This is a genomic window from Pseudomonas sp. SDO5522_S412, from assembly GCF_054071215.1.
Window position 1 is genome coordinate 1 of sequence record NZ_JBSVWQ010000152.1, and the last position, 13,709, is coordinate 13,709.

Sequence of the window (13,709 nt, forward strand, 5' to 3'; positions counted from 1 at the left end):
TATTGACTGACTGACACGCCGCCTTCGCGAGCAAGCCCGCTCCCACATTAGATCTGCATCATCCTTCAGCCTAGCTGTTCAGCCACCGATTCCGGAATATCGGCATTGGAATAGACGTTCTGCACGTCATCCAGGTCTTCAAGCATGTCGAGCATCTTGAGTACCTTCTGCGCCCCGTCCAGGTCCAGCTCGGCGCTGGTGGTCGGCAGCATCACGATTTCCGCGTCGGTGCCTTTGAAACCAGCCGCTTCCAGGGCGTTACGCACCGAATAGAAGCCCGCGAACGAGGTGAACACGTCGATGGAACCGTCTTCGTTGGTCACCACGTCGTCGGCATCGGCCTCCATTGCCGCCTCAATCAGCGCATCTTCATCCACGCCCGGCGCGAAGGAAATCTGCCCCTTGCGCTCAAACAGGTAGGCCACCGAACCGTCAGTGCCGAGGTTGCCGCCACATTTGCTGAACGCATGGCGCACGGCAGCCGCGGTACGGTTGCGGTTGTCGGTCATGCACTCGACCATCACCGCCACGCCACCCGGGCCGTAGCCTTCGTAGCTCAACTCGACCATGTCGTCGGTATCGGCCGCACCGGCACCACGGGCCACGGCGCGGTCGATGATGTCGCGGCTCATGTTGGCGCCGAGGGCTTTGTCCAGGGCCAGGCGCAGGCGCGGGTTGGAACCCGGGTCACCGCCACCCTGGCGCGCGGCAACGGTCAGCTCGCGAATCCACTTGGTGAAGATCTTGCCTTTCTTGGCATCCTGACGCTCTTTGCGGTGCTTGATGTTCGCCCACTTGGAATGGCCAGCCATAACACAACTCCGAAATTCTGTAGAAACCTGTCGATCCCGCCCAGGCGGGACTTCCCTCTTTAACGTGCAGCCCTTGTAACGCAAAGGCGCATCCGAAGATGCGCCCTTAGCTGACAATGTAAAACCTTATCGCGCTTTCACGCTGCGGCCTTACTCAGCCTTTGGTGTCTCGCGCAGACGGATATGCAGCTCGCGCAGTGCCTTGGCATCCACCACACCCGGTGCTTGCGTCATGACGTCGGCAGCACTTTGGGTTTTCGGGAAGGCAATCACTTCACGGATCGACTGGGCACCGGTCATCAGCATCACCAGACGGTCCAGGCCGAAGGCCAGGCCGCCATGGGGTGGCGCGCCGTATTTCAGGGCGTCGAGCAGGAAGCCGAACTTCTCTTGCTGCTCATCTTCGTTGATGCCCAGCAGGCGGAAGACCGATTGCTGCATTTCCTTGCGGTGGATACGGATCGAACCGCCACCCAGCTCGGTGCCGTTGAGCACCATGTCGTAGGCACGGGACAGAGCGCCAGCCGGGTTGGCTTCCAGCTCTTGCGGCGTGCACTTCGGCGCGGTGAACGGGTGGTGCAGTGCGCTGAAGCTGCCGTCGTCGTTTTCTTCGAACATCGGGAAGTCGACAACCCACATCGGCGCCCACTGGCAGGTCAGCAGGTTCAGGTCGTTGCCGACCTTGATCCGCAGTGCACCCAGCGCTTCGCTGACGATCTTCGACTTGTCGGCACCGAAGAACACGATGTCGCCGTCAACCGCGCCAACACGATCCAGGATCACATTGAGGTTGGCTTCAGGGATGTTCTTGACGATTGGCGACTGCAGGCCTTCGACGCCCTTGGCGCGCTCGTTGACCTTGATGTACGCCAGGCCCTTGGCACCGTAGATGCCGACGAACTTGGTGTAGTCGTCGATCTGCTTACGCGGCATGCTCGCAGCGCCAGGCACGCGCAGTGCGGCGATACGGCATTTCGGGTCGTTGGCCGGGCCGCTGAACACCTTGAAGTCGACATCTTTCAGTTGGTCTTCAACGTCAACCAGTTCCAGCGGGTTACGCAGGTCTGGCTTGTCGGAACCGTAACGACGCATGGCTTCTTCGAAGGTCATGTGCGGGAATTCGCCGAACTCCAGGTTCAGCACTTCCTTGAACAGGTTGCGGATCATCTGCTCGGTGATGCCCATGATCTCTTTTTCATCGAGGAAACTGGTCTCGATGTCGATCTGGGTGAATTCAGGCTGGCGGTCGGCCCGCAGGTCTTCGTCACGGAAGCACTTGGCAATCTGGTAGTAACGGTCGAAGCCGGCGACCATCAGCAGTTGCTTGAACAGCTGTGGCGATTGCGGCAGGGCGAAGAAGGAACCGGCGTGGGTACGGCTCGGCACCAGGTAGTCGCGGGCGCCTTCCGGGGTAGCACGGGTCAGGATCGGCGTCTCGACGTCGAGGAAGCCGTTCTCGTCGAGGAAGCGACGGATGCTGGTGGTCATGCGCGAACGCAGGCGCAGCTTCTCGGCCATTTCCGGGCGACGCAGGTCCAGGAAGCGATAACGCAGGCGGGTTTCTTCGCCAACGTCAGAGAACTCGTTCAGCGGGAACGGCGGGGTTTCCGACTCGTTCAGCACTTCCAGTTCGTAACCCAGCACTTCGATCATGCCCGACGCCATGTTGGCGTTGGTGGCACCGGCCGGACGCAGGCGAACCTTGCCGGTGATCTTCACGACGTACTCGCTGCGCACGCGATCGGCGGCGGCGAAGCTCTCGGCGCGGTCCGGATCGAACACCACCTGGGCCAGACCATCACGATCACGGATATCGAGGAAGATCACCCCGCCGTGGTCGCGGCGACGGTGAACCCATCCGCAAAGGGTGATTTCCTGACCTTCCAGGGTCTCGTTCAGTTGGCCGCAATAGTGGCTGCGCATCATGATAGTGGTTTCGCTTCTCGTAATTCGAAATTCGGTGGAGGCCCGCCTCATCACCGTACAGCTAAGTCAGGTGACGGATAATGCAGGAGCCTGCGCGTAGAGTTCAACTCAGTCTGCTTTGTCGCCGCCGGCCAGATTCTTCTTCGAACCGGTCTTGAAGTCGGTCTCGTACCAACCGTTGCCACTCAGGCGAAAGCCCGGCATGGACAACATCTTCTTGAGCTCCGGTGCCTGGCAGGCAGGGCAATCGACCAGCGGCGCTGCGCTGATCTTTTGAATGGCTTCCAACTGATGACCACAGGAAGCACATTGATAGTCGTACATGGGCATGGAGATGTCTCGGCGATCAGATCATTACTGCGCCACGCCCTGCCCTGGCTCTATCCTGTGGGAAAGTCCCGGCATGCGCAGCAAAGCCCGGGATTATATCTGGTAAATCGAGGCTGTGCAGCCGTAGCGGCGCGCTGCTCTTTATATAGATGACTGCAGCAGGCTTCTGCCAGCCGCCCGACCCGGGGCAATCCCGGGACGGGCGCCCGGCACAAGGTTCATGCAGGGTCCGGCTGGACACTGGGCGCGACAAGCCGCCCTTTCAATACATGCACCACGCAAACCACCCTGACCAGACCGCTGAAGTTCTTTACACCGCCATAACGCAAGTGCACTTCCCGGTCTACGTAAGACAGCAGCGCACTGACCGAACACGTATTGATCCTGGCGATCTCCGCGAGGATATTCCAATACACCTCTTCGAGCCGCAAACACGTCGAAAAACCATTAAGCCGAACCGATCGGGACAATGGCCTGGCCAAGTTCATATCGAACCCCTTGGCAAAGGGATCTACCTTTATCTTGTGCAATCCGCACGTTTCCATAACTCCATTACCTGCTCCGCGTGACATACACTTGACACTCCATTGCCTGACGGCCACTCATGTTCTCGTTGGCCGTTGAGCTATAAAACATCAAGACGACAAGTGCAGCCAGAAGACAGGGAGCCGATCACCGTAGGACAAGCCAACGCGCGTATCAGGAAGCTCGCGGAATCACGGAAATCGCCGGGAAGCAGGCATGCGAGGGGCGTCAGCTCGACGCCCTCCCGCCACCGGTGTTATTTGTTTTCGAGCAGGGAACGCAACATCCATGCGGTCTTTTCATGCACTTGCATACGCTGGGTCAGCAAGTCCGCCGTCGGTTCATCACTGACTTTATCCAACAACGGGAAGATACCCCGGGCTGTGCGAGTCACCGCTTCCTGGCCTTCGACCAGTTGCTTGATCATGTCTTCAGCGCTCGGCACACCTTCTTCTTCCTTGATCGAAGAAAGTCGCGCATACACCGAGTAGGCACCCGGTGCGGGAAAGCCCAGGGCACGAATACGCTCTGCGATTGAATCCACCGCCAGCGCCAGTTCGTTGTACTGCTCTTCAAACATCAAGTGCAGTGTACGAAACATGGGCCCCGTTACGTTCCAATGGAAGTTGTGGGTCTTCAGGTAAAGTACATAGGTATCGGAAAGCAGTCGCGAAAGTCCATCAACGATTGATTTACGGTCTTCTTCACTGATACCAATATCGATTGCCATGTGTTTCCCCTTCAATTGATAAAAATTCATTGATCAGGTGCAGGACCACTCTAGCAAGAGTGCCGGCCGTGCGCAGCCTGGCTGACCCTTTCGAGGTGCGGCAAATCGCCCCTTGCAGAGCGGGCTTGCCCGACAGGCAAGGCTTCAACAGCTACCGGAAAAATTACCCAGCACCTGCGAAAAAGCCTGCACCTGTCTAGGACAAGTGTTTGACGCAGAAATGCCGTGCCCCTTGTAACAGCCTGAAATGCTTGATTTGAGTAGGCACAGGCTTTGCTGTTAAATAGGCAGCGTGTCGCCGCCGATATTTTTCGCGGCAAGCGGCATAGGCTGATACCCGTGCACGTGCCCAACGCCTCCCATTGTTCAGAAGCGAACCGTGCCCGTCAGCTCTTCCTTGTGATCCGTCTTAACGTGAGTTAATCAAAATGTTGAAAATCGTCCACCTGCTAACGGGCGCTGCAGCTTTGCTGCTGTCCTTTATCCCCAGCCTGCGATCAGAGACCCTGCCTTACCTGCAGCAACCTGACGCTCTCTACCTGACCTTCTTTGGTCTTCTTAACCTGACACTGGCTCCAGTCATTCCATACTGGAACAAAGGCCCGCGTCACCAACTGCAAAACCTGGTCAGCGCCCTGCTGGTCCTGGCTGTTGTCGTGCAAACCCTCACCCTGCTGGCGCCTATGCCTGAAGTGGGTGGCCACCCGGCCGTCCTGCTCAGCCTGGCAATAGCACTGGTCGCCATCGTTCTTCATCTGGCCATCAGTTTTTACCGCTCCTCCCCGGCCGCTGCGTCGCAAAGCTACGACATGACCAACCGGGATACCGGGACCGTCAAGTGGTTCAACACCTCCAAGGGCTTCGGCTTTATTTCCCGGGATTCGGGCGACGATATCTTCGTCCACTTCCGGGCGATTCGCGGCGAAGGCCATCGCGTACTGGTGGAAGGCCAGCGCGTGGAGTTCTCCGTCATGAACCGTGACAAGGGGCTGCAAGCTGAAGATGTGATCGCCGCATTGCCGCGTCGCTGATTCCAGCACCCCGAAAAAAAGAAACCGCGATGCAGCCTGGCTGCATCGCGGTTTTTTTATGCCCGGGGGGTCAACCCCTGCCTTATTAATAATGAGGCGGCGGCGCCTCTTCCTCGGACGACTCGAACTGGCCGCCCATTTCTTCCTGGCGCTTGAGCAACGCAGTCATCTGCAACTGCAGGCGTTCCACGGCACGCTGCTGGGTGACCAGGATGTCATTCAGGGTCTCGATGGTGTCGTCCTGAAAGGCCAGGCGGCTTTCCAGGTCGGTCACGCGGGCTTGAAGATCCATGGCTCAAGCCTCCAGGAACGTGAAGTCGGCCGGCAGGATCTCGCGCAGGCGCGCACGAATTGCCACCACTTGCTCGTCACTGTAGGGCTTCGCCGGGTGCTTGCCCCAGACCGGCGCAGGCCAGGCCGCGTCGTCGCGCTTGCGTACGATCACATGCACGTGCAGTTGGCTGACCACATTACCCAAGGCACCGATATTCATTTTGTCGGCGCCGAACCCTTCGTTCAGCCACTGTGCCAGTGCCGTGCTTTCCTGCCACACCCGCTGCTGGTCGGCGACATCCAGTTGAAACACTTCGCTGATACCGTCGATGCGCGGCACCAGGATGAACCAGGGGTAATTCGAGTCATTGGAAAGCAGCAGCCGACACAGGGGGAAATCCCCGATAGGCAAGGTGTCTTGTTGAAGGCGTGGATCTAAGGCGAACACAGCAGTCACTCCCGTTCGGCGGGTCAGGTTTCAGGCGCCCAGCATACCTGCGAATGCCGGTCGCTTCACGGCGAATGCGCGTGGCCGAATACGCGCCCAAACAGGACGCCACGAAAAAAAGCGCACCATTTCGAGACAGGCCAATATTTCAGCTACGCTAAATGACCAATGTATCCAATTCTGGTCAAAGTCGGGACGCAGAACATGCTTCAAGACCTTGAGCCAGACGGCTTTCAAAAGGCGAAGGCTGAACGGGAGCAGAAACGCAGTCAGTAAAGCACTGCACCAAAATGACCCATTTGTGCTTCAAAGGGATCCGCCAACTACCCACCGAACGGGGTGAACCGGTAACGTTTTGCTCTGGTACAGGTTTTATGCGCCACCGAACCGGAGTACGGCAGGCGCGTCAAGGCCAAACCAAACGGCGTAAAAAGCCCGTGCTTATGCGGTTTTTACAGGCCGTTGACACTTTTCACGAAAAAATCACATTCGGTTACGGGTTTGTGCACGCTTGTTGCATTCACACCCATATCGTCGACAACGGCACCGGCGGGAAGCAGGTGTTTCGCGACGGAAAATAACAGCGGTTCAATGCCTGACAGGGATGAGTTGAAACTTTCAGGGGTGACTTTTCCACCCCGCTTCCAAGGTTTTTAAACAGCATTGAAGTTGTCAGTCCGGTTACAAGTGGACTGTGAATTTGCGACATGGAGCTAGCAATTTACGACAGGCCCGTAAAGAAGCTGAAAGGATAGATGTGCAAGTATCGTCAATAATGTCTGCGTGATATAACTTTGCGCCGACACAAAAAAGAAAGAGCCGCCCAGACAAAAATATAGGTGGGACGGCAGTACTCTTCCTAAAACCAAAGGAGCAAATCACGATGCGCGTGATGAAGTGGAGCATGATCGCCCTGGCTGTTTCAGCAGGCACCTCGCAGTTCGCAATGGCGTCCTCCCAGGACGATTCCAAGGGCTTTGTTGAAGACAGCACTTTCAGCATCAACACTCGCCTCCTGAACTTTAGCCGCGACTTCCGTAACAATGACACCGGCAAGAGCCGCGTCGACGAAACCGGTCTGGGCTTCAACGGCCTGTACCAGTCGGGCTTCACCCAAGGCACCATCGGTGTGGGTGTCGACGTCATCGGTCTGTTGGGCGTCAAACTGGACAGCGGCAAGGGTCGTTCCGGCACTGGCCTGTTTCCAACTGGCTCCGACGGTCGCGCTCAGGATGATTACTCCAAGGGCGGCGGCGCAGTTAAGTTCCGTATCTCCGATACGGTCCTGAAAATCGGCGACCAGTACACCACCGCGCCTGTATTCGCTTCCGATGACAGCCGTCTGCTGCCTGAATTGCCACAGGGTATCTCGCTGACCAGCAACGAGATCAAAGGCCTGAAACTTGAAGGCGGTCACTTCACTTCGAGCGTGGCACAAGCCCAAACCTACCGCGACAGCCTGGGCCTGACAAAAACCGACTTCATCGGTGGTGTCTACGCCCTGACTCCAGAAGTCAGCGCCAGCCTCTACTACGCGAAGACCGAAGACTACTGGAAGAAAACCTACGCCAACCTGAACTGGACCCATGCGCTCAGCAATGAGCAGTCCCTGGCGGTCGACTTCAACATCTACAGCACCAAAAGTGATGGCGCTGGCCTGCAACGGGCTGAGAAAGACGGCACCACCAAACTGGACAACCGTGCCTACAGCTTGCAAGGCGCGTACACCATCCAGGCTCACACCTTTACCCTGGCCTACCAGAAGGTCAGCGGCGACGGTGACTACGGCTACGGCGTAGACGGCGGCGGCACGATCTTCCTTGCCAACTCCATCGCTCGTTCCGACTTCAACGCTGAAGACGAGAAGTCGTTCCAGGCTCGCTACGACCTGAACATGGCGACTTTCGGCGTACCAGGCCTGAGCTTCATGACTCGCTACGTCAAAGGTACCGGCGCCAACACCGCCGACACCTCGAACGGCAAAGAATGGGAACGTGACATCGAAGCCAAGTACGTGATCCAGAGCGGCCCGGCAAAAGACCTGAGCCTGCGCGTGCGTCAAGCCACTTATCGCTCCAGCGATGGTGTGTACTACGGTTCGGCGTCCATCGACGAACTGCGTCTGATCGCGCAATACCCGCTGAACATCTTGTAATTGGCAGTTTGATTACAACGATGACTTAGGGTTTCGGCCCTAACTAAAAAGCCGCTCACTTGTTCGCAAGTGAGCGGCTTTTTTATTGCAACTTGATCTCAACAACCACATAACTAGCAAGCTAACTATCTAGTTTGATCCTACACATCAAACCTGACACATCCGACAAGTTTGATCCGCAAGTCATAGCATTACTTCGTAGCGCTTTCCTGCATTACCCGAATAACCCGCTGGGGAAACGGAATATCGATTCCCGCGCCTTTCAAACGATCACGTGCCAGTTCATTGAACATGAACATCACATCCCAATAATCCGAGGTCTTGGTCCAGACTCGCAGGGACACAGTGATTGAACTGTCGCCCAGGGTCGAAACCACGGCTGCCGGCGCAGGATCAGCCAGTACCCGTGGGTCCTTGGCCAGTTCCAACAGCACTTCGCGCGCTTTCTGCAGGTCGGCTTCGTAGTCGACACCCACATCAAATACCACTTTACGGGTCGGCTGACGGTTGGTGTTGGTGATGAGGCCGTTGGACAGGCTGCCGTTCGGGATGATCACCGTCTTGTTGTCGCCGGTGCGCAACACGGTGTGAAAGATCTGGATGCTGTCGACGGTACCGGAAGTGCCCTGGGCTTCGATCCAGTCACCAATGCGGAACGGGCGGAACAACAGAATCAGCACGCCGCCGGCAAAGTTCGCCAGGCTGCCTTGCAAGGCCAGGCCGATGGCCAGGGTAGCGGCACCGATCGCGGCAACGAACGACGTAGTTGCCACGCCGATCATCGAGGCCACGTTGACCACCAGCATGACTTTGAGCGCAATGTTCGCCAGGTTGGTAATGAAGTGTTGCAGCGCCAGGTCCGCATTACGCAGTGCCAGCAAACGCCCCACTCGGTGGGTCAAGACGTTGATCAGCCACCAACCGATGGCCAGGGTGACCACCGCCAGCAAAAATCGGCTGCCGTATTCCATGATCATCGGTAACCATGACTCCGAGCTCTTGATCAGGTGATCCACTTCAGCGTTCAAGTCCATCTACATTCTCCTGTTTACCGGATGCTCGGCCTATTGGTTGGCCCTAAATACAATTGAGCCCCGTAGGGCTCAATGGTGGGCGCAGGTTCTGGGGCGTGGGACGTCAAAAACGCCCACAGGTTCCCCAAAGTGCTATCAGTCGCGGAAGTTATTGAACTGCAGCGGCATGTCGAAGGTCTTGGCGCGCAGGGCAGCAATGGCCTCTTGCAAGTCGTCACGCTTCTTACCGGTGATACGTACCTGCTCGCCCTGGATGGAGGCCTGGACCTTGAGCTTGGCGTCCTTGACGTGAGCGACGATTTTCTTCGCCAGCTCCTTGTCGATGCCTTCCTTGAGCACGGCTTCCTGCTTCATCAGCTTGCCGGACGCATAGGCATCCTTGATTTCGAGGCATTGCGCGTCGATCTTGCGCTTGACCAGAGACAGCTTGAGGATCTCAATCATCGCTTCCAGCTGGAAGTCGGCTTCCGCGGTCAGGTTGACGGTCAGCTCTTTTTCCTTGAACTCGAAGCTGCCCTTGCCCTTCAAGTCATAGCGGCGATCCAGCTCCTTGACGGCGTTCTCGACGGCGTTGGTGACTTCATGTTTGTCCAGTTCGGATACCACGTCGAACGACGGCATGTAATTTCTCCAATAAAAAAGGGGCGCGGCTCAGTAGAGATGGAGCACGCCCGGGCTAAAATGCCCGGGCATTATAGCGGTTCTTTCGCCTCGTTCACTGCGGGCAGCCTTACGGAGTAAAAACTGATGTCGACCACCTGGCACGTCCTCGGCGCCGGCAGCCTCGGAACACTGTGGGCCGCCCGCCTGGCCCGCGCCGGTCTGCCCGTGCGCCTGATCCTGCGGGATCCCGGGCGGTTGGCGAGTTATCAGACGGCCAATGGCCTGACCCTGGTCGAGCAAGGCGTGGCTCACACCTACCCGGTCGTCGGCGAAACCTCCGACAGCCCTGGGCCAATTCATCGCCTGCTGGTGGCGTGCAAGGCCTACGACGCCCAGGAAGCCGTCGCACAGCTGGAACATCGACTGGTGCCGGACGCCGAACTGATCCTGTTGCAAAACGGGCTGGGCAGCCAGGACGCAGTCGCCGCCCAACTGCCCCAGGCACGCTGCATCTTCGCCTCCAGCACCGAAGGCGCGTTTCGCGAGAGTGACTGGCGAGTAGTGTTTGCCGGCCATGGCTACACCTGGCTGGGGGATGCTCGGCACCCTACTCCGCCGCTGTGGCTGGATGACCTGCAAGCCGCCGGCATTCCCCATGAGTGGAGCACCGACATCCTCACCCGCCTGTGGCGCAAACTGGCCCTGAACTGCGCCATCAACCCGCTGACCGTGCTTTACCAGTGTCGCAATGGCGAGCTGCAAGCCCATCAGTGCGAAGTGGCCACCCTGTGCGCCGAACTCGCCGACCTGCTGGAATGCTGCGGCCAACCCGCTGCCGCAGAGGATTTGCACAGCGAAGTGGAACGGGTAATCCAGGCCACGGCGGCCAATTACTCCTCGATGTACCAGGACGTGGCCAGTGCCCGACGCACCGAAATCAGCTATTTGCTGGGCTATGCCTGCCAGGCGGCCGCCCGCCACCAACTGAGCTTGCCGCACCTGCAACAACTCCAGGCGCGCCTGGTACGGCAACTGTCTGCACGCGGATTGCCCAGCGACTGAAGCACGCGCTACCCTGCCTGCTTGTTCCTTTGCAGCGAAAACCTTGATGCCACTGCGCCAGCGTCTCGAAAATCTACCGGTTGGGCAGAAACTGCTGGCGGCCCTGCTGGTTTTGTTGACCACCGTCTTGCTGGTGGCCAACCTGACCTTTATCAGCGCCGCCTACTGGATCTCCCAGGAAAGCATGGCACCCCAGGCCTTGCAGGCCATCGGTCGGCTGGTGTCCAACCCGTCGCTCGCCGCCGAGTCCCTGGACTCACCGCTCAAGGCGCAAACCCTGCTGGATGAACTGACCAGCTACTCGCCATTGCGGGCCGCGGCCTTATACGACGGAGATGGCACGCGCCTGGCCCAGCTGCAACATGCCAATCGCCTGCACCTGCCAGATAATTTCCGGGACATTGAAACCTGGCGTACCACCGAATTTCGCAGCAACCAGGTGATCACCCTGCCCCGTGCCGGCAAACCGTCCGGGCACTTGCTGTTGGTGGCCAGCAGCGAACTGCCGGTGGCTTTCTATACCGGGACCTTCACCGCCAGCCTGGGTATCCTGATCTTCAGCGTGCTGCTGTGGCTGGTGATCGCCCGGCAGATCAAGCGCCTGATTACCCGGCCGATCCACGAACTGGAAGAATTGTCGCGCCAGGTCACCCGGGAAGAGAACTACGCCCTGCGCGCCGGGCGCGGCAATCATGATGAAATCGGCAGCCTCGCCGAAGCTTTCAACACCATGCTTTCGCGCATTGAAGCCCGTGAGCAGCAACTCAAGCGCGCGCGAGACGATTCCCAGGCCGCCTACGATCAAGCCCAGGGCCTGGCGGAAGAAACCCGCCACACCAACCGCAAGCTGGAACTGGAAGTCCAGGTGCGCAGCAAGATCGAGAAAAAGCTCACCGGCTTCCAGAACTACCTCAACAGCATCATCGACTCGATGCCCTCGGCGCTGATCGCCCTCGACGAACAACTCTACGTCACCCAGTGGAACCAGGAAGCCAGCGCACTTTCCGGGACCCGCCTGGACGAGGCGCTGAACCAGCCGATCTTCCTCGCCTTCCAGCCGCTCAAGCCGTTCCTGCCGCAGATCAAGGCCACGGTAGAGCAACACACCGTAGAGCGGATCGAGCGCGTTACCTGGGTCAAGGATGACGAACCCAAGCACTACGCCCTGACCTTCTACCCGTTGATGGGCGGTGCCGGGCGCGGCGTGGTGATCCGGATCGACGACATCACCCAGCGCTTGTCCCTGGAAGAAATGATGGTGCAGTCAGAGAAAATGCTCTCGGTCGGTGGCCTGGCCGCCGGCATGGCGCACGAAATCAACAACCCGCTGGGAGCGATCCTGCATAACGTGCAGAACATTCGCCGCCGGTTGTCCAACGAACTGCCGAAAAACCTCGAGCACGCCGAACAGGCGGGCATCGACCTGGACTCGGTCAACCGCTACCTGCAAAGCCGCGAAGTGCCGCAGTTGCTCGACGGCATCCAGCAGGCTGGCGCCCGGGCGGCGAAAATCGTCACCCACATGCTCAGCTTCAGCCGCCGCAGCAACCGGCAGATGGCGCCGTGCGACTTGCCGGCCTTGATCGACCAGGCCGTGGAAATTGCCGGCAACGACTTCGACCTCACCGTCGGCTTCGACTTCAAGGGCCAGGCGATCATCCGCCAGTTCGACCCGCAACTGGGCCCGGTCCCCGGCACCGCCAACGAACTGGAGCAAGTACTGCTCAACCTGCTGAAAAACGCCGCCCAGGCGATTCATCAGCGCGAAGACGGCAGCGAGCCCGGCCGGATCATCCTGCGCACCCGGCTCAACCCGCCGTGGGCAGAAATCCAGGTGGAAGACAACGGCATCGGTATGAGCGAGAACGTGCGCAAACGCACGTTTGAGCCGTTCTTCACCACCAAGGAAATCGGCCAGGGCACCGGGCTTGGGTTGTCGGTTTCGTATTTCATCATCACCAACAATCACAAGGGGCAGATGGAAGTGCATTCGACCCTTGGCCAGGGTACCTGCTTCACCTTGCGCCTGCCCCTGGCGGGCAGCCAATTGCCACCCAACGAACTCACTCAACTGGAGCGCTAACCATGGGCTTTCGCCTGTCGAAAATTTACACCCGTACCGGCGACAAGGGCGAAACCGGCCTGGGCGACGGCCGCCGCGTGCCCAAGGACCATCCACGGGTGGAGGCGATTGGCGAGGTGGATGCGCTGAACAGCCAGTTGGGTTTGTTGCTGGCGGGATTGGAGGAACAAAGCGGGCAGCATCCAGCGTTGAAGGATGTGATCGAGGTGCTGACACCTTGCCAGCATCGTCTGTTTGACTTGGGCGGCGAATTGGCGATGCCGGTGTACAAGGCGCTGAACGCGGCGGAAGTCGACCGGCTTGAGGCGGCGATCGATCGCTGGAATGAAGAGGTCGGGCCGCTGGAGAACTTCATTCTGCCGGGTGGTTCGGCGTTGATTGCCCAGGCCCATGTATGCCGAAGCCTGGCTCGCAGTGCGGAGCGCCGGTGTCAGCACCTGAATGCAGAGGAACCGCTGGAAGGCGTCGGGTTGGCGTACATCAACCGGCTGTCGGACTTGCTCTTTGTGGCAGCCAGGGTGATTGCCAAGCGCCAGGGCGTTGCAGAGATCTTGTGGCAGGCGGCGGCAAAGCCGCACTGACGCTTACTGACCGATTGCAACCTGTGGCGAGGGAACTTGCTCCCGCTGGGCTGCGTAGCGGCCCCAAAAAAGCGGGAGCGCTGCGCACTCCAGCGGGAGCAAGCTCCCTCGCCACA

General features: G+C 58.8%; 14 protein-coding genes. 5 read left to right on the plus strand and 9 right to left on the minus strand.

The window, feature by feature from the left end:
- Positions 1 to 65: 65 nt before the first annotated feature.
- The 5 genes from ACW9I6_RS23640 to ACW9I6_RS23660 all read right to left on the minus strand — a co-directional run bounded on the left by ACW9I6_RS23640 (position 66) and on the right by ACW9I6_RS23660 (position 4,323).
- Positions 66 to 812, minus strand: coding sequence for a YebC/PmpR family DNA-binding transcriptional regulator (locus ACW9I6_RS23640; RefSeq protein WP_003209810.1), 747 nt, complete (start codon positions 810 to 812; stop codon positions 66 to 68).
- 150 nt (positions 813 to 962) lie between these two features.
- Positions 963 to 2,738, minus strand: coding sequence for an aspartate--tRNA ligase (aspS, locus tag ACW9I6_RS23645; protein ID WP_003209808.1), 1,776 nt, complete (start codon positions 2,736 to 2,738; stop codon positions 963 to 965).
- A 108-nt stretch (positions 2,739 to 2,846) separates the two neighbouring features.
- A complete protein-coding gene (locus tag ACW9I6_RS23650; RefSeq protein WP_003209804.1) occupies positions 2,847 to 3,068 on the minus strand; it encodes an FmdB family zinc ribbon protein in 222 nt (73 codons plus the stop codon).
- A gap of 218 nt (positions 3,069 to 3,286) precedes the next feature.
- A complete protein-coding gene (locus ACW9I6_RS23655) occupies positions 3,287 to 3,640 on the minus strand; it encodes a ribbon-helix-helix domain-containing protein (RefSeq protein WP_043225921.1) in 354 nt (117 codons plus the stop codon).
- Positions 3,641 to 3,849: 209 nt separating this feature from the next.
- Positions 3,850 to 4,323, minus strand: a complete 474-nt coding sequence (locus ACW9I6_RS23660; protein ID WP_003209800.1) for a Dps family protein — start codon at positions 4,321 to 4,323, stop codon at positions 3,850 to 3,852.
- Positions 4,324 to 4,751: 428 nt separating this feature from the next.
- Between ACW9I6_RS23660 and ACW9I6_RS23665 the strand changes: the two genes are divergently transcribed.
- Positions 4,752 to 5,354 carry a cold-shock protein gene (locus ACW9I6_RS23665; RefSeq protein WP_003209798.1) on the plus strand — a complete coding sequence of 201 codons (603 nt, stop codon included), beginning with the start codon at positions 4,752 to 4,754 and terminating at the stop codon, positions 5,352 to 5,354.
- Between the two features lie 85 nt (positions 5,355 to 5,439).
- On the opposite strand, the gene ACW9I6_RS23670 is transcribed toward ACW9I6_RS23665, so the two are convergent.
- Positions 5,440 to 5,646, minus strand: a complete 207-nt coding sequence (locus ACW9I6_RS23670; protein ID WP_003209796.1) for a SlyX family protein — start codon at positions 5,644 to 5,646, stop codon at positions 5,440 to 5,442.
- Between the two features lie 3 nt (positions 5,647 to 5,649).
- A complete protein-coding gene (locus ACW9I6_RS23675; protein WP_003209794.1) occupies positions 5,650 to 6,075 on the minus strand; it encodes an HIT domain-containing protein in 426 nt (141 codons plus the stop codon).
- A gap of 883 nt (positions 6,076 to 6,958) precedes the next feature.
- Here ACW9I6_RS23675 and ACW9I6_RS23680 point away from each other — a divergent pair.
- A complete protein-coding gene (locus ACW9I6_RS23680) occupies positions 6,959 to 8,230 on the plus strand; it encodes an OprD family porin (protein WP_003209790.1) in 1,272 nt (423 codons plus the stop codon).
- Positions 8,231 to 8,421: 191 nt separating this feature from the next.
- Here ACW9I6_RS23680 and ACW9I6_RS23685 read toward each other — a convergent pair whose 3' ends face one another.
- Positions 8,422 to 9,264, minus strand: coding sequence for a mechanosensitive ion channel family protein (locus ACW9I6_RS23685; protein WP_219406080.1), 843 nt, complete (start codon positions 9,262 to 9,264; stop codon positions 8,422 to 8,424).
- Positions 9,265 to 9,399: 135 nt separating this feature from the next.
- A complete protein-coding gene (locus ACW9I6_RS23690) occupies positions 9,400 to 9,885 on the minus strand; it encodes a YajQ family cyclic di-GMP-binding protein (RefSeq protein ID WP_017475669.1) in 486 nt (161 codons plus the stop codon).
- A 126-nt stretch (positions 9,886 to 10,011) separates the two neighbouring features.
- Between ACW9I6_RS23690 and ACW9I6_RS23695 the strand changes: the two genes are divergently transcribed.
- The 3 genes from ACW9I6_RS23695 to ACW9I6_RS23705 are packed head-to-tail and all read left to right on the plus strand — an operon-like array spanning position 10,012 to position 13,593.
- The gene (locus tag ACW9I6_RS23695) at positions 10,012 to 10,929 is read left to right on the plus strand and encodes a putative 2-dehydropantoate 2-reductase (protein WP_177028601.1); all 918 of its coding nucleotides are present in this window, start codon (positions 10,012 to 10,014) and stop codon (positions 10,927 to 10,929) included.
- A gap of 46 nt (positions 10,930 to 10,975) precedes the next feature.
- A complete protein-coding gene (locus tag ACW9I6_RS23700; RefSeq protein WP_003209782.1) occupies positions 10,976 to 13,012 on the plus strand; it encodes a sensor histidine kinase in 2,037 nt (678 codons plus the stop codon).
- Positions 13,013 to 13,014: 2 nt separating this feature from the next.
- On the plus strand, positions 13,015 to 13,593 hold the full coding sequence (locus ACW9I6_RS23705) for a cob(I)yrinic acid a,c-diamide adenosyltransferase (protein ID WP_008432363.1): 579 nt from the start codon (positions 13,015 to 13,017) through the stop codon (positions 13,591 to 13,593).
- Positions 13,594 to 13,709: the final 116 nt, after the last annotated feature.

What these genes read in the sequence shown, in the direction of transcription:
- ACW9I6_RS23695 (WP_177028601.1), top strand. Translation starts at nt 10,012, where the DNA reads ATGTCGACCACCTGGCACGTCCTCGGCGCCGGCAGCCTCGGAACACTG.
- ACW9I6_RS23670 (WP_003209796.1), bottom strand. Translation starts at nt 5,646, where the DNA reads ATGGATCTTCAAGCCCGCGTGACCGACCTGGAAAGCCGCCTGGCCTTT.
- ACW9I6_RS23705 (WP_008432363.1), top strand. Translation starts at nt 13,015, where the DNA reads ATGGGCTTTCGCCTGTCGAAAATTTACACCCGTACCGGCGACAAGGGC.
- ACW9I6_RS23650 (WP_003209804.1), bottom strand. Translation starts at nt 3,068, where the DNA reads ATGCCCATGTACGACTATCAATGTGCTTCCTGTGGTCATCAGTTGGAA.
- ACW9I6_RS23700 (WP_003209782.1), top strand. Translation starts at nt 10,976, where the DNA reads ATGCCACTGCGCCAGCGTCTCGAAAATCTACCGGTTGGGCAGAAACTG.
- ACW9I6_RS23640 (WP_003209810.1), bottom strand. Translation starts at nt 812, where the DNA reads ATGGCTGGCCATTCCAAGTGGGCGAACATCAAGCACCGCAAAGAGCGT.
- ACW9I6_RS23660 (WP_003209800.1), bottom strand. Translation starts at nt 4,323, where the DNA reads ATGGCAATCGATATTGGTATCAGTGAAGAAGACCGTAAATCAATCGTT.
- aspS (WP_003209808.1), bottom strand. Translation starts at nt 2,738, where the DNA reads ATGATGCGCAGCCACTATTGCGGCCAACTGAACGAGACCCTGGAAGGT.
- ACW9I6_RS23655 (WP_043225921.1), bottom strand. Translation starts at nt 3,640, where the DNA reads ATGTCACGCGGAGCAGGTAATGGAGTTATGGAAACGTGCGGATTGCAC.
- ACW9I6_RS23690 (WP_017475669.1), bottom strand. Translation starts at nt 9,885, where the DNA reads ATGCCGTCGTTCGACGTGGTATCCGAACTGGACAAACATGAAGTCACC.
- ACW9I6_RS23665 (WP_003209798.1), top strand. Translation starts at nt 4,752, where the DNA reads ATGTTGAAAATCGTCCACCTGCTAACGGGCGCTGCAGCTTTGCTGCTG.
- ACW9I6_RS23685 (WP_219406080.1), bottom strand. Translation starts at nt 9,264, where the DNA reads ATGGACTTGAACGCTGAAGTGGATCACCTGATCAAGAGCTCGGAGTCA.
- ACW9I6_RS23680 (WP_003209790.1), top strand. Translation starts at nt 6,959, where the DNA reads ATGCGCGTGATGAAGTGGAGCATGATCGCCCTGGCTGTTTCAGCAGGC.